The sequence below is a fragment of the Streptomyces virginiae genome (assembly GCF_040638905.1).
Taxonomy (GTDB): Bacteria; Actinomycetota; Actinomycetes; order Streptomycetales; family Streptomycetaceae; genus Streptomyces; species Streptomyces virginiae_B.
Window position 1 is genome coordinate 35,196 of sequence record NZ_JBEZYV010000019.1, and the last position, 17,915, is coordinate 53,110.

Genomic DNA, 17,915 nt, shown 5'->3' on the forward strand with positions numbered 1-17,915 from the left:
GGAGGGCTCAGCCGAGCCGGGCCCGGACGCGCTTGGCGAGGTCGGCGGCGGCCGCACCGGGGTCGGAGGCCTCGGTGAGCGCGCGGACGACCACGACGCGGGTGGCGCCTGCGTCCAGCACCTCGTCCAGGTTCGTGGCGTCGATGCCGCCGATGGCGAACCAGGGCCGGTCCTGCTCCAGGGAGGCCGCGTAACGGACCAGGTCCAGGCCGGGGGCGTGGCGGCCGGGCTTGGTGGGGGTGGGCCAGCAGGGCCCGGTGCAGAAGTAGTCCACGCCCGGTTCGGCGACGGCCGCGGCGACCTCGTCCTCCGCGTGGCAGGAGCGGCCGACGAGGACCCGGCCGCCGAGGATGGCGCGGGCGGCGGGGACCGGGATGTCGCCCTGTCCGAGGTGCAGGACGTCGGAGCCGATGGCGTGGGCGACGTCGGCACGGTCGTTCACGGCGAGGAGCTTGCCGTGGCGGCGTGCGGCCTCGGCGAAGACCTGGAGGTGTTCGAGCTCCTCGCCCGCCTCCATGCCCTTGTCGCGGAGCTGGACGATGTCCACGCCCCCGGCGAGCACGGCGTCGAGGAACTCGGGGAGGTCACCCTGGCGCTTGCGGGCGTCCGTGCACAGGTAGAGCCGGGCATCGGACAGCTGCATGGGTGTACCCCCCGTGATGGAGGCGGTGTACGGGCGCGGGGCCCGTACACCGCGGTGGAGCCGGCTACTGCGGATCAGGTCAGAGGGCGAGCGCCTGAGCGCGGCGCTTCACCTCCGTGCCGCGATTCTCGCTCAGCGCCTGGGCGGGGGTGCCGGGCAGGGTCGGGTCGGCGGTGAAGAGCCACTCCAGGATCTCCTCGTCGGAGAAGCCGTCGTCGCGCAGGACGGTCAGCAGGCCGACGAGGCCCTTGACCACCTTGTCGCCGTCGATGAAGGGGGCCGGAACCTGCAGGGCCCTGTTCTCGCCCCGGCGAACGGCGATGAGCTGCCCTTCCTTGACCATCTGGCGGACCCGCGTCACCTCGACGCCCAGCATCTCCGCGATGTCGGGGAGGTACAGCCAGTCGGGGACGAGGGAATCGATCTTTGCGTCAATCTCGGTCACAGGCCAAGCCTGCCACCTCCCACCGACAGCCGGTACCCGGGGCGGACCGTCCGTGGCGCGCCCCCGGGGCCGGTGTCTACGCCGTGGCCGATTTCAGCGGGGTGCCGGGGTCCGCGACCTTCGCCGGGTCGACCGGGACGCCCGTCTCGATCAGCTTGCGCCCCTGCGCCAGGTCCCGGGGCCGGCCGACCGCGAGGACCGCGACCAGGGCGCCGTCGCGCAGCCAGCACACCGACCAGGCCTCCTGGGCCGGGTCCCCGCGCCGGACCAGGGTGTCGGCCCCGCCGTGGTGGCCGGCGTACTGCACGAAGCGCCCGAACTGCTCGGACCAGAAGTACGGCACCGGGTCGTAGACCGCGGTGGGCTCCCCGGCCAGAATGTTCGCCGCGACCGTCCTCGGGCCCTGGAGCGCGTTGTCCCAGTGGTGCACGAGCAGCCGCGCCCCGTACCGCCCGGACGGGAAGGAGGCGCAGTCGCCGACCGCGTACACCCCCGGCAGGGAGGTCATCAGGTGCGCGTCGGCGGTGACCGAGCCGTCGGTTCCGCGTTCCACGCCGGACCCGGCCAGCCATCCGGTGGCGGGACGGGCGCCGATGCCCACGACCACCGCGTCGGCGGGCAGGGCGCGCCCGTCGGCCAGGAGGACCCGCCCCTCCTCGACGCCGGCCACCTTCGCGCCGGTGATCAGCTCGGCGCCGGCCTGCCCGTACCAGCGCGACATCGGCTCGGAGACCTCGGCGGGCAGGGCGCCCGCCAGCACCCGGTCCGCCGCCTCGACGACGGTCACCGCGCAGCCGGCCTCGCGGGCGGCGGTGGCGAACTCGGCGCCGATCCAGCCCGCGCCGACGACCACGACCCGGGAGGCGGCCGCCAGGACGGGGCGCAGCCGCGCCGCGTCGTCCAGCGTGCGCAGCAGGTGTACGCCCGGGACGCCCTCGGCGCCGGGCAGGGTCAGCGGCTGCGCGCCGGTGGCCAGCACGAGGACCTCGTAGGGGACCGGTCCCGCCTCGGTGTCCAGCTCGTGGTCGGCGGCCCGCAGTCCGGTGACCTCCGTCCCGAGGCGGAGCCCGATGCCCAGGGCTTCGAAGTCCACGTCGAAGGCGGAGTCCTCGGCCTTGCCGAGCAGCACCGCCTTGGACAGCGGGGGCCGGTCGTAGGGCTGGTGCGGTTCGGCTCCCAGCAGGGTCACGGGGCCCGCGAAGCCCTGCTCGCGCAGGGCGACCGCGGTCTGCACCCCGGCCATTCCGGCGCCGACGATCACGACGCCGCGCTGATTCTGTTCCGTCTGCTCACTCACGCGGCCACCCTAGTCATCTGACGCTCCGTCAGGAACAGGTGCCGCCTTACCCGCCGTCCATGGCCGGGATAGTCTGGCCACCGTACCTATCGCGGGAGTCCGGCGCACCGGGCTGAGAGGGAGGCTGGCCGGCCTCCGACCGTACGAACCTGATCCGGGTCATGCCGGCGAAGGGAGGGGCTGGACGCCCATGCACTCATCTGGAGAGGGATCCGGCCGGGGATCCGACGTCCTCGTCATCGGGGGCGGGATCATCGGCCTGGTCACCGCCTGGCGGGCGGCGGAGCGCGGGCTGCGCACCGTACTCGCCGACCCGGCACCTGGCGGCGGCGCCGCCCAGGTCGCGGCCGGGATGCTCGCCCCGGTCACCGAACTGCACTACGGCGAGGAAGCCCTCCTCGGCCTCGGCCTCGCCTCCGCCGAACGCTATCCGCGCTTCGCCGCCGACCTCGCCGAAGCCGCCGGCGGCCTGGACATCGGCTACCGCGCCTGCGGCACCCTCGCCGTCGCCCTCGACGCCGACGACCGCCTCCACCTGCGCGAACTCCACGCCCTCCAGCGCCGCTGCGGCCTGGAGTCCGAATGGCTCACCGGCCGCGAATGCCGCCGTCTGGAGCCCATGCTCGCCCCCGGCGTACGCGGCGGCCTGCGCGTCGACGGCGACCACCAGGTCGACCCGCGCCGGCTCGCCGCCGCCCTGCTCGCCGCCTGCGAAGGCGCCGGAGTGACCGTCCACCGGGCGGGCGCCGAGCAGCTGCTCACCACCGCGGACCGGGCCACGGGCGCCCTCCTCGACGACGGTACGCAGCTGCGCGCCGACCAGGTCGTCCTGGCCGCGGGCTCGCTCAGCGGCAGACTGGCGGGCGTACCCGCCGAGGTGCTGCCCCCCGTACGGCCGGTCAAGGGACAGGTACTGCGGCTCACCGTGCCCGCCGCGTACGCCCCCTTCCTCTCCCGCACCGTACGGGCGGTCGTGCGCGGCAGCCACGTCTACCTCGTGCCCCGCGAGAACGGCGAACTCGTCATCGGCGCCACCAGCGAGGAACTCGGCTGGGACACCACCGTGACCGCGGGCGGGGTCTACGAACTCCTGCGCGACGCCCACGAACTGGTACCCGGCATCACCGAACTCCCGCTGACCGAGACCCGGGCGGGACTGCGCCCCGGATCACCCGACAACGCCCCGCTGCTGGGCCCGACCGACCTGCCCGGCCTGCACCTGGCCACCGGGCACTACCGCAACGGGGTGCTGCTGACCCCGCTCACCGGCGAGGTGATGGCCGAACTGCTGGTCACCGGCGAACTGCCCGGGATCGCGCGCCCCTTCACCCCCCGCCGTTTCTCCGCCGCACGTCAGGAGTCGTACGCATGACCATCTCCGTCAACGGCGAACCGCGCGAGGTCGCGGCCGGCACCACGCTCGACACCGTCGTCGCCGCCCTGACCGCGGCTCCCTCCGGGGTGGCCGCCGCACTCAACGAGACCGTGGTCCCGCGCGGGCAGTGGCCGGCCACCCCCGTGGGCGACGGCGACCGCGTGGAGATCCTCACCGCGGTCCAGGGGGGCTGACCGGCATGGCCGACGACCTCTTCACCCTGGGCGACCGGACCTTCTCCTCCCGCCTGATCATGGGCACGGGCGGCGCCCCCAGCCTGGACGTGCTCGAACGCGCCCTCGTGGCGTCCGGCACCGAACTCACCACCGTGGCCATGCGCCGCCTGGACCCCACCGTGCAGGGCTCGGTCCTCTCCGTCCTCACCAAGCTCGGCATCTCCGTCCTGCCGAACACGGCAGGCTGCTTCACCGCGGGCGAGGCCGTCCTGACGGCCCGGCTCGCGCGGGAGGCCCTCGGCACCGACTGGATCAAGCTGGAGGTGGTCGCGGACGAGCGGACCCTCCTGCCCGACGGCGTCGAACTGCTGGACGCCGCCGAGACCCTGGTGGACGAGGGCTTCACCGTCCTGCCGTACACCAACGACGACCCGGTGCTCGCGCGCAAGCTGGAGGACGTGGGCTGCGCGGCGATCATGCCGCTCGGCTCCCCCATCGGGTCGGGCATGGGCATCCGCAACCCGCACAACTTCGAGCTGATCACGGAGCGGGCCCAGGTCCCGGTGATCCTGGACGCCGGCGCGGGCACCGCCTCCGACGCCGCCCTGGCGATGGAACTGGGCTGCGCGGCGGTGATGCTGGCCTCGGCGGTCACCCGCGCACAGGAGCCGGTCCTCATGGCGTCCGCCATGCGGGACGCCGTCTCGGCGGGCCGCCTCGCCCACCGGGCGGGCCGCATCCCACAACGCCGCTTCGCCGAAGCCTCGTCCCCCACGGAGGGCCGCGCGGCCCTGGACCCGGAACGCCCGGCGTTCTGAGACGCGGGCGGCCGAGCACGGCGCAGGACGGGGACTTCGCCGGGGACGGGAGCCGCCCGGTCGGAGGCTGAAGGCCCCCGCGCCTCCCGCTCCCCCGCGAAGCCGCCCCTCCCCCTCCCGCCCCCGATCGGCCTGGTCACCGCCCCGCGCGCGGGTGGCCGACCGCCGAGCCGGAGCGGGGATGCCGAGGGCGCGGCGAGGGGGCGGGGGCCTGTTCCGGCGCCTGCTCACGTCACAGCTGCGCTGCAAGGCGACCCGCCCCCGACGGGGTCCCGGCGCCGGCTCGTAGAATCGCCGGGTGGATACGACCTTGGAAGACCCCCTCGTCGGGCGTGTGCTCGACGGCCGCTACCGCATCGATGCCCGCATCGCGGCCGGCGGCATGGCCACGGTCTACCGGGCCGTCGACACCCGCCTGGACCGGATCCTCGCCCTGAAGGTGATGCATCCCGCGCTCGCGTCCGACGCCGCCTTCGTGGACCGGTTCATCCGCGAGGCGAAGTCCGTGGCGCGGCTCGCGCACCCCAACGTGGTCGCCGTGTTCGACCAGGGCACGGACGGGCCGTACGTCTATCTGGCGATGGAGTACGTCTCGGGCTGCACCCTGCGCGACGTGCTGCGCGAGCGCGGCGCGCTCCAGCCCCGGGCGGCCCTCGACATCCTCGAACCCGTCCTCGCCGCGCTCGGCGCCGCCCACCGGGCCGGCTTCGTGCACCGTGACATGAAGCCCGAGAACGTCCTGATCGGCGACGACGGCAGGGTCAAGGTCGCCGACTTCGGGCTGGTCCGGTCCGTGGACTCGGTGACCAACACCACCGGCTCGGTCCTCGGCACCGTCTCCTACCTGGCCCCCGAGCAGATCGAGAACGGGATCGCCGACACCCGCGCGGACGTCTACGCCTGCGGTGTCGTCCTCTACGAGATGCTCACCGGCTCCAAGCCCCACCTCGGCGACTCCCCCGCCCAGGTGCTCTACCAGCACCTGCACGAGGACGTCCCGCCGCCGTCCGCCGTGGTGCCCGGGCTGTCCGTCGGTCTCGACGGGCTCGTGGCGTCCGCCACCGCCCGCAACCCCGACCTGCGCCCCTACGACGCCGCCGCGCTGTTCGGCCTCGCCCGCGAGGCCCGCGCCGAGCTCACCGACGCCGAGCTGGACGCCGTACCGCCGCAGGCGCAAGCCGTCGACCGGTCGTCCGCCGAGGACCGCACGGGCGTGATCCCCCGCCCGGTGGCCGCGCAGCCCGTGAACCTCACCTCCCGGCTGGAGTCGCCGCCGCTGGATCCGCCCGCTCCGCCCGGACGCCGGTCGGCGCCCGCCGCGCGCCCGCGCCGCGGAGTGCTGCTGGTGGTCGTCGGCGTCCTGCTGGCGCTGGGGATCGGTACGGGCGTCTGGTACATCAACTCCGGCCAGTTCACCAAGGTCCCCAACCTGCTCGGCAAGACCGAGGAGCAGGCGCGCGCCCAGCTGTCCGAGGCCGGGCTCGGCGTGAAGGGGGTCGACCGGAAGTTCAGCGACGCCTTCGAGCGCGGGACGGTGATGAACACCGATCCCCCGGGCGGCCGGCGGATCCGCGGCAACGGCGCGGTGACCATCACGATCTCCCGCGGCCCCGAGGTCGTGTCCGTGCCCAACCTGAAGGGCAGGCCCCTGGACGAGGCCAAGGCCGAGCTGACCCGGACCGGGCTGGCTCCCGGGATCGTCACGCAGGCCTTCAGTCAGGAGGTCGCCCAGGGCTCGGTGATCAGCACCAACCCGGCGGGCGGCGAGAAGCGGGCGCCCGACACGGCGGTCTCGATCGTCGTCAGCAAGGGCCGGCCGGTGCCGGTGCCGGGCGTGACCGGGCTCCCCTTCGAGCAGGCGAAGGCCACTCTGGAGGGTCTGGGCCTGAAGGTCGTTGCGGCTCCCGAGCAGGTCAACGCGCCGTCGGATCCCGGTACGGTCGCCAACCAGTCGATCGGCGCCGGCACCCAGGCCGCGGCCGGGGACACGGTCACGCTGACGGTGTCCAAGGGCCCGCGCCAGCTGCCGGTCCCGAACGTGGTCGGCCAGGACGTGGACGCGGCCCGCAGGACCCTGGAGAGCGCGGGCTTCAAGGTTAAGGTGGATCGGCCGCTGATCTCCTTCAGCAGGACGGTGGACGCCCAGTCGGTGCTGCCCGGCCAGACCGCCGCCGAGGGCCTCACGATCACGATCACGATCAAGGGGCTGTAAACGCACGTGGTACGCAATCCAGTGGGCGGACACGTCCCCGTCTCGGGCGGTCTCGCCTCGGTCGGGCTGACGTATGCCCGCGAGATGGGCGCCGAGGCCGTCCAGGTCTTCGTCGCCAACCCGCGCGGCTGGGCCACCCCGGTCGGCAGTCCGGCGCAGGACGAGCGGTTCCGCGAGGAGTGCGCGCGGGAGGGGATTCCCGCGTACGTGCACGCCCCGTACCTGATCAACTTCGGCTCGCACACCGGGGCCACCGTGGAGAAGTCGGTGGAGTCCCTGCGCCACTCGCTGCGCCGGGCCCGGCAGATCGGCGCGCTCGGGGTGGTCGTCCACACCGGGTCGGCGACCGGCGGTCGTCCACGGGAAGCGGCGTACGCGCAGGTCAAGGAGCACATGCTGCCGCTGCTGGACGAGCTGACGCATGACGACGACCCGTTCCTGCTGCTGGAGTCGACGGCCGGGCAGGGTTCCTCGCTGTGCTCGCGCACCTGGGACTTCGGCCCGTACTTCGATGCGCTGGACCACCATCCGAAGCTGGGGATCTGCCTGGACACCTGCCACATCTTCGCGGCCGGTCACGACCTGGCGGAGCCGGGCGGGACGAAGGTGATGCTGGACCTGCTGGTGGACACCGTGGGCGAGGGCCGGCTGAAGCTGGTCCACGCGAACGACTCCAAGGAGGGTGTCGGCGCGCACAAGGACCGGCACGCGAACGTCGGCCGGGGCCACATCGGCCGGGACGCCTTCGCCGAGCTCTTCACGCACCCGGCGATGGACGGCGTGCCGCTGATCATCGAGACGCCCGGCGGCAAGGAAGGGCATGCGGCGGACGTGGCGCTGCTGAAGGAGCTGCGCGGCCCGCTGTGATCCACTCATTCTTGAGGAACAGGTCAGCCCCACCCGGCGCCGGATCCTCGCCTCGGCGCGGCCTGCGTACGGCCGTCCGGGTGGCCCTGGCCGATCGCGCTCCGGCCGGGGGCCCGCAGGACACCCCTTAGATCTCGGGGCCGTCCCCCGGCTCCTCCTGGTAGGAGTAGCGCTGCTCGCGCCAGGGGTCGCCGATGTTGTGGTAGCCGCGCTCCTCCCAGAAGCCGCGGCGGTCGGCGGTCATGTACTCGATGCCGCGGACCCACTTGGGGCCCTTCCACGCGTAGAGGTGCGGGACCACCAGCCGGACCGGGAAACCGTGCTCGGCGGTGAGCAGTTCGCCGCCCTCGTGGGTGGCGAAGACGGTCCGGTCGGAGGCGAAGTCGGCCAGCCGCAGGTTGGAGCTGAAGCCGTATTCGGCCCACACCATCACGTGCGTGACCTGCGGCGCGGGCGGGGCCAGGGCGAGCACGTCGCGGGCGAGCACACCGCCCCATTCGGCGCCCTGCATGCTGAACTTCGTGACGCAGTGCAGGTCCGCCACGACGGTCGCGAACGGCAGGGCCGTGAACTCCTCGTGGTTCCAGCAGTGCTTGTCGCCGTCGGCGGTCGCGCCGAAGACGCGGAACTCCCAGCGGTCCGGCTTGAACTTGGGCACGGGACCGTAGTGGGTGACGGGCCAGCCCTTCTGCAGCCGCTGCCCCGGTGGAAGCTCCAGCTGCTCTGCTCCCGGAGATTCCCGGCTTTCCGGCTGACCCATGACTCCATGGTGACAGACTGGGCAGGGTGGTCATGACCAGGTCTGGGCCGATTCGGGCAAGTCGCGGTAACTCCCACTAAGGAGGCACTTACTGGACGGCCCCCAGTGGCGGTGCAAGGATGCGCGCAACTGCCCCGTCACATAGCTGACATTGCCTGGAAGGAGCCTCTGCGATGCAGGGCGACCCCGAGGTCCTTGAGTTTCTGAACGAGCAGCTGACCGGCGAGCTGACGGCCATCAACCAGTACTGGCTGCACTACCGCATCCAGGACAACAAGGGCTGGACCAAGCTCGCCAAGTACACGCGTGAAGAGTCCATCGATGAGATGAAGCACGCGGACAAGATCACCGAGCGCATCCTGATGCTCGACGGCCTGCCGAACTACCAGCGTCTCTTCCACGTGCGCGTCGGGCAGACGATCACCGAGATGTTCCAGGCGGACCGCCAGGTCGAGGTCGAGGCCATCGACCGGCTCAAGCGCGGCATCGAGGTCATGCGCGGCAAGGGCGACATCACGTCGGCCCGTCTTTTCGAGGAGATCCTGGAGGACGAGGAGCACCACATCGACTACCTCGACACCCAGCTGGAGCTCATCGAGTCCCTGGGCGAGGCGCTCTACATCGCGCAGCTCATCGAGCAGCCGAGCTGACCTTCCGGCGGGCCGATCCAAGGTCGCCGAGCCTGCTCCAGCCCGCTCCGGCCCGGCTTCTAGGCCGCTTCCGCCAGCGCGGGCGAGCGTACCGCCTCCGTGTCGGCGGCGAGCACGGACACCGCGTCGCCCTTCTCCAGCAGCTCCCTGCGCGGGCAGGCCCCGCGGCCGAGAATGCCCTGGATGGTGCGTACGCAGGAACCGCAGTCGGTGCCGGCCTTGGTGGCCGAGGCGATCTGGCGGGGCGTGCAGGCCCCGGCAGCCGCGTGTTCCTTGACCTGCTTGTCGGTGATCCCGAAGCAAGAGCAGACGTACACGCGGTTCACCTCCTGGCGCTGACTGGTGCGGCGAGCCATCCCCTATTCGGTGAGGCTTACCTAACCGTACCCAAAGTTAGGGTGGCCTAAAAGCCCCGGGTACGACAGTGGGGCGCGGATCACATCGATCCGCGCCCCACAGTCGTAGGAACGCACCTACTGATCCCGACGACTAGTCGCGGTAGAGCTCCGCGACCAGGAACGCCAGGTCCAGCGACTGGCTGCGGTTGAGCCGGGGGTCGCAGGCCGTCTCGTAGCGCTGGTGCAGGTCGTCGACGAAGATCTCGTCGCCGCCGCCCACGCACTCGGTGACGTCGTCACCGGTGAGCTCGACGTGGATGCCGCCCGGGTGGGTGCCGAGGCCCTTGTGGACCTCGAAGAAGCCCTTGACCTCGTCGAGCACGTCGTCGAAACGGCGCGTCTTGTGGCCCGAGGCCGCCTCGAAGGTGTTGCCGTGCATCGGGTCGGTCACCCAGCCGACGATCGCACCGGAGGCGGTGACCTTCTCGACCAGCTCGGGGAGCTTGTCGCGGACCTTGTCGGCGCCCATGCGGACGACGAAGGTCAGCCGGCCCGGCTCGCGCTCGGGGTCCAGGCGGTCGATGTACGTCAGCGCCTCGTCCACCGTGGTGGTGGGGCCGAGCTTGATGCCGATCGGGTTGGCGATCTGCGAGCAGAACTCGATGTGCGCGTGGTCCAGCTGGCGGGTGCGCTCACCGATCCACACCATGTGGCCGGAGGTGTCGTACAGCTTGCCGGTGCGCGAGTCGGTGCGCGTCAGCGCGCCCTCGTAGTCGAGCAGCAGCGCCTCGTGGGAGGCGTAGAACTCGACGGCCTTGAATTCGGCCGGGTCGGTGCCACAGGCCTTCATGAAGCTCAGCGCGTTGTCGATCTCCCGCGCCAGCTGCTCGTACCGCTGACCGGACGGGGAGGACTTCACGAAGTCCTGGTTCCAGGCGTGCACCTGGCGCAGGTCGGCGTAACCACCGGTGGTGAAGGCGCGCACCAGGTTGAGCGTGGAGGCGGAGGCGTTGTACATGCGCTTCAGCCGCTCGGGGTCCGGGACGCGGGCCTCTTCGGTGAAGGCGAAGCCGTTGACCGAGTCGCCGCGGTAGGTCGGCAGGGTGACGCCGTCGCGGGTCTCGGTGTCCTTGGAGCGCGGCTTGGAGTACTGGCCCGCGATGCGGCCGACCTTGACGACCGGCACGGAGGCCGCGTACGTCAGTACGGCACTCATCTGGAGCAGCGTCTTCAGCTTGGCTCGGATGTGGTCGGCGGAGACGCCGTCGAAGGCCTCGGCGCAGTCGCCGCCCTGAAGCAGGAACGCCTCGCCCTTGGCGACGGCTCCCAGACGGGCGCGCAGCTGGTCGCACTCGCCCGCGAAAACGAGCGGAGGATACGACTCGAGGTCCGCGACGACAGCGCGCAGAGCCTCGGCATCGGGGTACGAAGGCTGCTGCGCCGCGGGAAGGTCTCGCCAGGTCGCCTTGGCGGCGGGGGCTTGGGTTTCAGCGTTCACGGTCACCTCGTACACATTACGGCGTTACGCGGGGCATCTTGCCCCCCGCCCACAACGTGAGACGGATTTCTCGAAGGCGGTGGACGCCCGGCGGAACGGAATCCATGGTTCGGCGTGCGGCCGGGGTCGGAACCGGCGCGAGGGCCGTCTTGTCGGTCAGCGGGCGTGATCGGCAAGACGCCCGCTGGGCGGCCGGTCTGGGCTATGGTTCACCGCATGTACGCGCACACGAACCAGAACTGGTGGTGGCCCGCTCCCGGCGGCCCTCTTCCTGCGCGTACCTGAAGACACGCACGACGCGAAGGCCGCCCCGAGGGGCGGCCTTCCGCGTTCGGCGACCTCGGCGCCGGCAGCGAGAGCCGCTCCTCCCCTCCGGAAGGACGCTCCGCCCATGGAATCCAGCCGCCAGAACCGCCAGGACTGCCGCGACCGACGGCACCCGCTGAGCCGGCTGCTCGACGACTCCTGCCCGCCGTTCGCCCTGCTGCGCCGGCGCACCCCCGGCCGCGACCACGACACCGTCGAGGTGCTCCTCGGCCCGGTCCACGAGGCCGGGCGCCTGGCCGACCTGCCCGTCGGCCCGCTGCCGACCCTGGCGCTCGTGCCCTTCCGGCAGATCCGGGAGCGCGGGTTCGACGTACGCGACGACGGCACGCCGCTGAGCGTGCTCGTCGCCGAGGAGGTGTACGAGATCCCGCTCGCCCAGGCCCTCGCGGAGCTGCCCGCGCACGCGGTGCGGGTGGCGGACGGCGGCTTCGACGTCTGCGACGAGGCGTACGCGGACACCGTGGATCGGGTGATCCGCGACGAGATCGGCCGGGGCGAGGGCGCGAACTTCGTCATCCGGCGCACCTTCGAGGGCCGGATCGGCGGGTTCGGCCGGGCGGACGCGCTCGCGCTGTTCCGGCGGCTGCTGGCGGGCGAGCGGGGCGCGTACTGGACCTACGTCGTCCACACCGGCGAGCGCACGCTGGTCGGCGCCAGTCCCGAGGTCCACGTCCGGATGTCCGCAGGCACGGTCGTGATGAACCCGATCAGCGGGACGTACCGCCCTCCCGCCACGGGACCCACCGTCGAGTCGCTCCTCGCCTTCCTCGGAGACCGCAAGGAGACCGAGGAGCTGTCGATGGTGGTCGACGAGGAACTGAAGATGATGTGCACGGTCGGGGACCGGGGCGGGGTGGTCGTCGGACCGCGGCTCAAGGAGATGTCCCACCTCGCGCACACCGAGTACGAGCTGCGCGGACGCTCCTCGCTCGACGTGCGGGAGGTGCTGCGGGAGACGATGTTCGCGGCGACGGTGACGGGCTCGCCGGTGCAGAACGCCTGCCGGGTGATCGAACGGTACGAGGCGGGCGGGCGCGGCTACTACGCGGGCGCGCTGGCCCTGCTGGGCCTGGACGCGGCCGGGGCGCAGACCCTCGACTCCCCCATCCTGATCCGGACCGCGGACATCGCGGCGGACGGGACCCTGCGGGTGCCGGTGGGGGCCACGCTGGTGCGGCACTCCGATCCGGCGGGCGAGGTGGCGGAGACGCACGCGAAGGCGGCGGGGGTGCTGGCGGCGCTCGGCGTCCGCCCGTCGGCGCCGCGGCCGGCCGCCGAGGGGGCGCGCCTGGCCGAGGACCCGCGGGTGCGGGCGGCCCTGGCCGCCCGGCGGGCCGACCTGGCGCCCTTCTGGCTGCGGATGCAGGACCGGCCGGCCGCGCCGACGGGCCGTGCGCTGGTGGTGGACGGGGAGGACACCTTCACGGCGATGCTGGCCCACCTCCTGCGGGTGGCCGGGCTGGAGGTGACCGTACGGCGCTTCGACGAGCCGGGGCTGCGGGAGGCGGCCCTGGCCTGGGAGGGCCCGATCGTGCTGGGCCCCGGCCCGGGCAACCCGGCGGACGGCGCCGACCCGAAGATGCGGATGCTGCGCGGGCTGACGGCGCAGCTGCTGGCCGGGCACCGGCACGGCCTGCTCGGGGTCTGCCTCGGGCACGAGCTGCTCGCCGCCGAGCTGGGCCTGCCACTGGTGCGCAAGGCGGAGCCGGCGCAGGGCGCGCAGACCCGGATCGGGCTTTTCGGGGCCGAGGAGGTGGTCGGCTTCTACAACACGTACACCGCGCACTGCGACGCCGCCGGCGCGGCGCGGCTGGCGCAGGCCGGTGTGGAGGTGTCCCGCGACCCGGTGACCGGGGAGGTCCACGCGTTCCGTTCGGTCGGCGGCGGCTTCGCGGGGGTGCAGTTCCACCCGGAGTCGGTCCTCACCCTGCGCGGCGCCGAGCTGCTGCGCGAGCTGCTCACCGCGGTCCGCGCTCCGGCCCCGGCGTAGTTCCCGCGCCCGCGGGGTGTCCGGGCCGGAACCGGCGTACCAACTGCCAGGTCAGGACCAGGCCGAGCACCACCATCCCGTACAGGGACGCCGTGAGGTCGCCGGCGGCCAGCGCCACCGACACCGGTGCGCCGACCGCGGGGTCGGCGAACGTCAGCCACGCGTCCACCCGCTCTCCCGGCCCGGCCCGGAGAGCGGGCCGCAGGGCCCGGACGGCGTACACGAGCTGTACCGCGGCCACGGCGAGCAGGAGCCATCGGCCCACGGAAGGTATGTCCACGCGGCCGAACCTACCGGCCGGCCCGCGCATCCCGCACGGCCGTCCGGTGAAGCACGGGTGAACTCGCGGGGCCGCGGTCGGCTCCGGCGGGGCATCGGCTTCTCGTCCGCCTGCACGCCGAATGCCAGGATCTCCACGTCGACTCCCGTACGCCGGACCATGGGCCGTTGGTCGCGATACGACCCATGGTGTGCCAACGCCCGGCGGCTCAGCCGAAGAAGACGCCGACCTCCTGGTAGAGGGCGGGGTCGACCGTCTTCAGCTTCGCCGTCGCGTCCGCGATCGGTACCCGGACGATGTCCGTGCCCTTGAGCGCGACCATCTTCCCGAAGTCCCCTTCGTGGACCGCGTCGATCGCGTGCAGCCCGAAGCGGGTGGCCAGCCAGCGGTCGAAGGCGCTGGGGGTGCCGCCGCGCTGGATGTGCCCGAGCACCGTCGTGCGGGCTTCCTTGCCGGTGCGCTCCTCGATCTCCTTGGCCAGCCATTCGCCCACGCCCGAGAGCCGGACGTGCCCGAAGGAGTCCTTGGTGCCGTCCTTGAGCACCATGTCGCCGTCCTTGGGCACGGCGCCTTCGGCGACCACGACGATCGGCGCGTAGCTCGCCTTGAAGCGGGAGGTCACCCAGGCGCACACCTGGTCCACGTCGAAGCGCTGTTCCGGGATGAGGATGACGTTGGCCCCGCCGGCGAGCCCGGAGTGCAGCGCGATCCAGCCGGCGTGCCGGCCCATGACCTCGACGACGAGGACCCGCATGTGCGATTCGGCCGTGGTGTGCAGGCGGTCGATGGCCTCGGTCGCGATGCCGACGGCGGTGTCGAAGCCGAAGGTGTAGTCGGTGGCTGACAGGTCGTTGTCGATGGTCTTCGGCACGCCGACGCAGGGGATGCCGTACTCGTCGTAGAGGCGCGCGGCGACCCCGAGGGTGTCCTCGCCGCCGATCGCGACGAGGGCGTCCACCTCGTACTTGGCCAGGTTCTCCTTGATGTCGCGCACCCCGTTCTCCGTCTTGAACGGGTTGGTGCGCGAGGAGCCGAGGATGGTGCCGCCGCGGGGCAGGATGCCGCGGACGGCGGGGATGTCGAGGGGGACCGTGCGCCCCTCGACCGCGCCCCGCCAGCCGTCCTTGAACCCGACGAACTCGCAGCCGTACTCCTGGTGGCCCTTGCGGACGACGGCCCTGATCACCGCGTTGAGTCCGGGGCAGTCGCCGCCACCGGTCAGTACTCCGACCTTCATTGCATCTCCCTTCGCCATGACGGCCACGCTAGTGGTGACGCAGGTCACAACAAGGGCTTGCGAAGCGGCAATTCAGGTGGAATCACGGGGCGTTGCGTACGCCCGTTCACTCGTACGAGGACGTAAGTACGATCGACGCGCGCACGGGCGGCGCTCACGCGTCGTCGAGGCCCGCCTCTATGGCGTAGCGGACGAGCTCCACCCGGTTGTGCAACTGCAGCTTGCCCAGGGTGTTCTGGACGTGGTTCTGCACGGTGCGGTGCGAGATGACCAGCCGCTCCGCGATCTGCTTGTACGAGAGCCCCTTCGCCACCAGGCGCAGCACCTCGGTCTCGCGGTCGGTCAGCTGAGGCGCCTTCGGCTCGTCGGAGGCGGTCGGCACCGGGTCGGTGGCCAGCCGCCGGTACTCGCCGAGCACCAGCCCGGCCAGGCCCGGGGTGAAGACCGGGTCCCCGACGGCGGTGCGGCGTACGGCGTCGATCAGCTCTTCGGCGCCGGCGGACTTCAGCAGGTAGCCGGTCGCGCCGGACTTCACCGCCTCCAGGACGTCGGCGTGCTCACCGCTGGCCGACAGGACCAGGACCCGCAGCGCCGGGTTGGCGCCGACCAGCTCCTTGCAGACCTGTACGCCCGGCATGCCGGGCAGGTTGAGGTCGAGGACCAGCACGTCGGGGTTGACGGCGCGGGCCCGGCGCACCGCCTCGGGGCCGTCGCCGGCGGTGGCCACCACGTCGAGGCCGGCGGCGGCCAGGTCGCGGGCCACCGCGTCGCGCCACATGGGGTGGTCGTCGACGACCATCACCCTCGTCTCGCGGTGCTCCTGCGGCTGCTGCGGGTTGTTCACGTCGGTGTGCTCGCTCACTTCTTGTCCGTCCTGCCCCTGGGTACCTTCAGTTCCACTTCGGTGCCCTGCCCGGGGACGGACACCAGATCGGCGCTGCCGCCGAGGTCGCGCAGCCGGCCTCGGATGGACAGCGCCACGCCCATACGGCCCTCGCCCTCGGCCTGGTCGAGGCGGCCCGCCGGGATGCCGGGGCCGTCGTCGCGAACGGTGACGATCACCTCGTCGCCCCAGTCCTCGACCAGGATCCAGGCCCTGGCGCCCTCCCCGGCGTGCCTGCGCACGTTGTCGAGGGCCGCGCCGACGGCGGCCGCCAGCTCCTTCGCCGCGGGCACGGGCAGCGGTACCGGGGTGCCCGGCTCGGCGAAGCTCACCCGGGACCCGGCGTGCGGGGCGAGGAGCGAACGCAGGTCCAGCTCCCCCTCGTCCGCGCCGGGCTCGTCGTCGTCGTACGTGTCCACCAGCGCGCCCCGTGACTCGTCGCGGCAGACCCGGGAGGGCTGCACCAGGCCGCTGGAGACCAGCGTGCGCAGCGCCACCTCCTGCTCCCCGGCCATCCTGCCCAGTTCCTCGGCCTCGCCGCCCAGTTCGGCGCCGCGGCGCTGGACCATGGCGAGGACCTGGAGGACGCCGTCGTGGATGTCGCGGGCGAGGCGCTCGCGTTCGCGGGTGGCGGCCTCGATCTCCAGGGCGCGGGCGAGGGTGTTCTCACTGGCCCGGGCGACCTCGACGACGTAGCCGATGGCCACGGAGGCGACCCAGACGAGCAGGACGTTGTGCAAGGTGTCCCGGGTGGGCTGGCCGCCGTGGATCACGATGTTGGCCATGGCCACGAAGGTGGAGGCGAAGCAGGCCCAGCGCCAGCCGCCCTTGATGGCGAAGCCGAGGACGGCGCCGGCCGTCCAGATGGTGGGGAGGGTGGGGCCGCCGGCGGCGATCCGCTCCTGGGTGTCGACGATCGGCGTGAGCAGGACGCCGGCGATCGCCACGGTCAGGTCGGCGACGAGGAAGCCCTTGGTGCAGCTGGCGGCGTTCGAGACCTTGCGGAAGGTGGCGAGGGTCCACACGGCGAGGACGGCGAGGTAGCCGGCCGCGGGCCAGGGGTGCGGGAACTGCTTGTACGCCGAGGCGAACAGCAGCACCGCGTAGACCATGGTCAGCAACCGGTACGCGGTCAGGGCGCGCCAGAGCGGCTGCTCGACCGACATGCGTACGACGCGTTCGCGTTTCGCCATCTCCCCCACCCCCTGACGGGCGGTACCGCCCGCCGCTACTCGCTCTTGTCGGCCCCGTCGGCCCTGGCCGCCCTGGCCGCCTTCTCGGCCGCCTTCTCGGCGTCCTTGGCGGCCTTCTCGGCGTCGGCGATCTGGCGCTTGGCCGCCGTCGCGTAGATGTCGACGTACTCCTGGCCGGAGAGCTTCATGATCTCGTACATGACCTCGTCGGTCACCGAGCGGAGGATGAAGCGGTCGTTGTGCATGCCGTGGTACCGGCTGAAGTCCAGCGGCTTGCCGATGCGGATGCCCGGGCGCATGAGCTTGGGGATGACCTTGCCGGGCGGCTGGATCTTCTCCGTGTTGATCATCGCGACGGGGATCACGGGGGCTCCGGTGGCCAGCGCCACCCGGGCCAGGCCACCCGGCTTGCCGCGGTAGAGGCGGCCGTCGGGTGAACGCGTGCCCTCGGGGTAAATACCGAACAGCTCACCGCGTTCGATGACCTCGATGCCGCTCCTGATGGCCGCCTCGCCGGCCCCGCGGGCGCCGGAGCGGTCCACCGGGAGCTGGCCGACGCCCTTGAAGAACGCGGCGGTCAGCCTGCCCTTGACGCCCGGGGAGGTGAAGTACTCCGCCTTGGCGATGAAGGTGACCTTGCGGTCCAGCACGGCCGGGAGGAAGAGGGAGTCGGAGAAGGACAGGTGGTTGCTCGCGAGGATCGCCGGCCCCTCGGCGGGAACGTTCTCGATGCCCTCCACCCACGGCCTGAAAGCGAGTTTCAGTGAACCGCCGATGGAGAACTTCATTGCGCCGTAGATCAACTCGAAAGCCTTCCTGTGTCTGTCGAACAGACCTTATCCCGTGCCCCCGCCGGCAGGGGCCCGACGACCCTGGCCGGTGCCACCCCGGTCGCGTACGGTGAAGTCACACAGAGCAACGCACCC

At 72.3% G+C, this 17,915-nt stretch carries 18 protein-coding genes and 1 riboswitch; of the genes, 7 read left to right on the forward strand and 11 right to left on the reverse strand.

The window, feature by feature from the left end:
• Positions 1 to 7: 7 nt before the first annotated feature.
• The 3 genes from thiE to AB0F82_RS24110 all read right to left on the reverse strand — a co-directional run bounded on the left by thiE (position 8) and on the right by AB0F82_RS24110 (position 2,385).
• On the reverse strand, positions 8 to 643 hold the full coding sequence (gene thiE, locus AB0F82_RS24100) for a thiamine phosphate synthase (RefSeq protein ID WP_362631179.1): 636 nt from the start codon (positions 641 to 643) through the stop codon (positions 8 to 10).
• Positions 644 to 722: 79 nt separating this feature from the next.
• On the reverse strand, positions 723 to 1,088 hold the full coding sequence (locus AB0F82_RS24105; RefSeq protein ID WP_362631180.1) for an Rv2175c family DNA-binding protein: 366 nt from the start codon (positions 1,086 to 1,088) through the stop codon (positions 723 to 725).
• Between the two features lie 76 nt (positions 1,089 to 1,164).
• Positions 1,165 to 2,385, reverse strand: coding sequence for an NAD(P)/FAD-dependent oxidoreductase (locus AB0F82_RS24110; protein WP_362631182.1), 1,221 nt, complete (start codon positions 2,383 to 2,385; stop codon positions 1,165 to 1,167).
• An 81-nt stretch (positions 2,386 to 2,466) separates the two neighbouring features.
• Positions 2,467 to 2,578: riboswitch (TPP riboswitch) on the forward strand.
• On the opposite strand from AB0F82_RS24110, the gene thiO reads away from it, so the two are divergent.
• From thiO to AB0F82_RS24135, 5 genes are all read left to right on the forward strand, one after another.
• A complete protein-coding gene (gene thiO / locus AB0F82_RS24115; RefSeq protein WP_362631184.1) occupies positions 2,576 to 3,757 on the forward strand; it encodes a glycine oxidase ThiO in 1,182 nt (393 codons plus the stop codon). Its footprint overlaps the riboswitch before it by 3 nt.
• Complete coding sequence (gene thiS / locus AB0F82_RS24120; protein ID WP_326591336.1) at positions 3,754 to 3,954, forward strand: sulfur carrier protein ThiS; 201 nt, start codon at positions 3,754 to 3,756, stop codon at positions 3,952 to 3,954. The genes thiO and thiS overlap by 4 nt, the downstream gene beginning before the upstream one ends.
• 5 nt (positions 3,955 to 3,959) lie before the next feature.
• Entirely contained in the window at positions 3,960 to 4,754 is a 795-nt protein-coding gene (locus AB0F82_RS24125) for a thiazole synthase (protein WP_362631186.1), read from the forward strand.
• A 298-nt stretch (positions 4,755 to 5,052) separates the two neighbouring features.
• Positions 5,053 to 6,966 (forward strand): Stk1 family PASTA domain-containing Ser/Thr kinase, encoded by a 1,914-nt coding sequence (gene pknB, locus AB0F82_RS24130; RefSeq protein WP_362631188.1) that lies wholly within the window; start codon positions 5,053 to 5,055, stop codon positions 6,964 to 6,966.
• 6 nt (positions 6,967 to 6,972) lie between these two features.
• Positions 6,973 to 7,833, forward strand: a complete 861-nt coding sequence (locus tag AB0F82_RS24135; RefSeq protein ID WP_362631190.1) for a deoxyribonuclease IV — start codon at positions 6,973 to 6,975, stop codon at positions 7,831 to 7,833.
• 127 nt (positions 7,834 to 7,960) lie between these two features.
• Here AB0F82_RS24135 and AB0F82_RS24140 read toward each other — a convergent pair whose 3' ends face one another.
• Positions 7,961 to 8,593 carry a sulfite oxidase-like oxidoreductase gene (locus AB0F82_RS24140; protein ID WP_362631192.1) on the reverse strand — a complete coding sequence of 211 codons (633 nt, stop codon included), beginning with the start codon at positions 8,591 to 8,593 and terminating at the stop codon, positions 7,961 to 7,963.
• Positions 8,594 to 8,766: 173 nt separating this feature from the next.
• Here AB0F82_RS24140 and bfr point away from each other — a divergent pair, with 173 nt between their 5' ends.
• Positions 8,767 to 9,243, forward strand: a complete 477-nt coding sequence (gene bfr / locus AB0F82_RS24145) for a bacterioferritin (protein WP_030037303.1) — start codon at positions 8,767 to 8,769, stop codon at positions 9,241 to 9,243.
• A gap of 59 nt (positions 9,244 to 9,302) precedes the next feature.
• Here the strand turns inward: bfr and AB0F82_RS24150 are convergent, their stop codons facing one another.
• Entirely contained in the window at positions 9,303 to 9,599 is a 297-nt protein-coding gene (locus AB0F82_RS24150; protein WP_362631194.1) for a (2Fe-2S)-binding protein, read from the reverse strand.
• Positions 9,600 to 9,732: 133 nt separating this feature from the next.
• The gene (locus tag AB0F82_RS24155) at positions 9,733 to 11,094 is read right to left on the reverse strand and encodes a class II 3-deoxy-7-phosphoheptulonate synthase (RefSeq protein WP_372449405.1); all 1,362 of its coding nucleotides are present in this window, start codon (positions 11,092 to 11,094) and stop codon (positions 9,733 to 9,735) included.
• A 376-nt stretch (positions 11,095 to 11,470) separates the two neighbouring features.
• On the opposite strand from AB0F82_RS24155, the gene AB0F82_RS24160 reads away from it, so the two are divergent.
• Positions 11,471 to 13,396, forward strand: coding sequence for an anthranilate synthase family protein (locus AB0F82_RS24160; protein ID WP_362631196.1), 1,926 nt, complete (start codon positions 11,471 to 11,473; stop codon positions 13,394 to 13,396).
• Here AB0F82_RS24160 and AB0F82_RS24165 read toward each other — a convergent pair.
• The 5 genes from AB0F82_RS24165 to AB0F82_RS24185 form a co-directional block, all read right to left on the reverse strand.
• On the reverse strand, positions 13,365 to 13,676 hold the full coding sequence (locus tag AB0F82_RS24165) for a hypothetical protein (protein ID WP_362631198.1): 312 nt from the start codon (positions 13,674 to 13,676) through the stop codon (positions 13,365 to 13,367). The genes AB0F82_RS24160 and AB0F82_RS24165 overlap by 32 nt on opposite strands.
• Before the next feature lie 208 nt (positions 13,677 to 13,884).
• Entirely contained in the window at positions 13,885 to 14,913 is a 1,029-nt protein-coding gene (locus tag AB0F82_RS24170; protein ID WP_362631199.1) for a 6-phosphofructokinase, read from the reverse strand.
• A gap of 154 nt (positions 14,914 to 15,067) precedes the next feature.
• Positions 15,068 to 15,712 carry a response regulator transcription factor gene (locus AB0F82_RS24175; protein WP_356813094.1) on the reverse strand — a complete coding sequence of 215 codons (645 nt, stop codon included), beginning with the start codon at positions 15,710 to 15,712 and terminating at the stop codon, positions 15,068 to 15,070.
• Between the two features lie 59 nt (positions 15,713 to 15,771).
• Positions 15,772 to 16,989: a MacS family sensor histidine kinase gene (gene macS / locus AB0F82_RS24180; protein WP_362631201.1), complete on the reverse strand. Its 1,218-nt coding sequence runs from the start codon at positions 16,987 to 16,989 to the stop codon at positions 15,772 to 15,774.
• A 35-nt stretch (positions 16,990 to 17,024) separates the two neighbouring features.
• A complete protein-coding gene (locus AB0F82_RS24185; RefSeq protein WP_362631290.1) occupies positions 17,025 to 17,777 on the reverse strand; it encodes a lysophospholipid acyltransferase family protein in 753 nt (250 codons plus the stop codon).
• Positions 17,778 to 17,915 lie beyond the last annotated feature (138 nt).

What these genes read in the sequence shown, in the direction of transcription:
- AB0F82_RS24170 (WP_362631199.1), bottom strand. Translation starts at nt 14,913, where the DNA reads ATGAAGGTCGGAGTACTGACCGGTGGCGGCGACTGCCCCGGACTCAAC.
- AB0F82_RS24160 (WP_362631196.1), top strand. Translation starts at nt 11,471, where the DNA reads ATGGAATCCAGCCGCCAGAACCGCCAGGACTGCCGCGACCGACGGCAC.
- AB0F82_RS24185 (WP_362631290.1), bottom strand. Translation starts at nt 17,777, where the DNA reads ATGAAGTTCTCCATCGGCGGTTCACTGAAACTCGCTTTCAGGCCGTGG.
- AB0F82_RS24150 (WP_362631194.1), bottom strand. Translation starts at nt 9,599, where the DNA reads ATGGCTCGCCGCACCAGTCAGCGCCAGGAGGTGAACCGCGTGTACGTC.
- thiS (WP_326591336.1), top strand. Translation starts at nt 3,754, where the DNA reads ATGACCATCTCCGTCAACGGCGAACCGCGCGAGGTCGCGGCCGGCACC.
- thiO (WP_362631184.1), top strand. Translation starts at nt 2,576, where the DNA reads ATGCACTCATCTGGAGAGGGATCCGGCCGGGGATCCGACGTCCTCGTC.
- bfr (WP_030037303.1), top strand. Translation starts at nt 8,767, where the DNA reads ATGCAGGGCGACCCCGAGGTCCTTGAGTTTCTGAACGAGCAGCTGACC.
- AB0F82_RS24125 (WP_362631186.1), top strand. Translation starts at nt 3,960, where the DNA reads ATGGCCGACGACCTCTTCACCCTGGGCGACCGGACCTTCTCCTCCCGC.
- macS (WP_362631201.1), bottom strand. Translation starts at nt 16,989, where the DNA reads ATGGCGAAACGCGAACGCGTCGTACGCATGTCGGTCGAGCAGCCGCTC.
- AB0F82_RS24140 (WP_362631192.1), bottom strand. Translation starts at nt 8,593, where the DNA reads ATGGGTCAGCCGGAAAGCCGGGAATCTCCGGGAGCAGAGCAGCTGGAG.
- AB0F82_RS24175 (WP_356813094.1), bottom strand. Translation starts at nt 15,712, where the DNA reads ATGGTCGTCGACGACCACCCCATGTGGCGCGACGCGGTGGCCCGCGAC.
- thiE (WP_362631179.1), bottom strand. Translation starts at nt 643, where the DNA reads ATGCAGCTGTCCGATGCCCGGCTCTACCTGTGCACGGACGCCCGCAAG.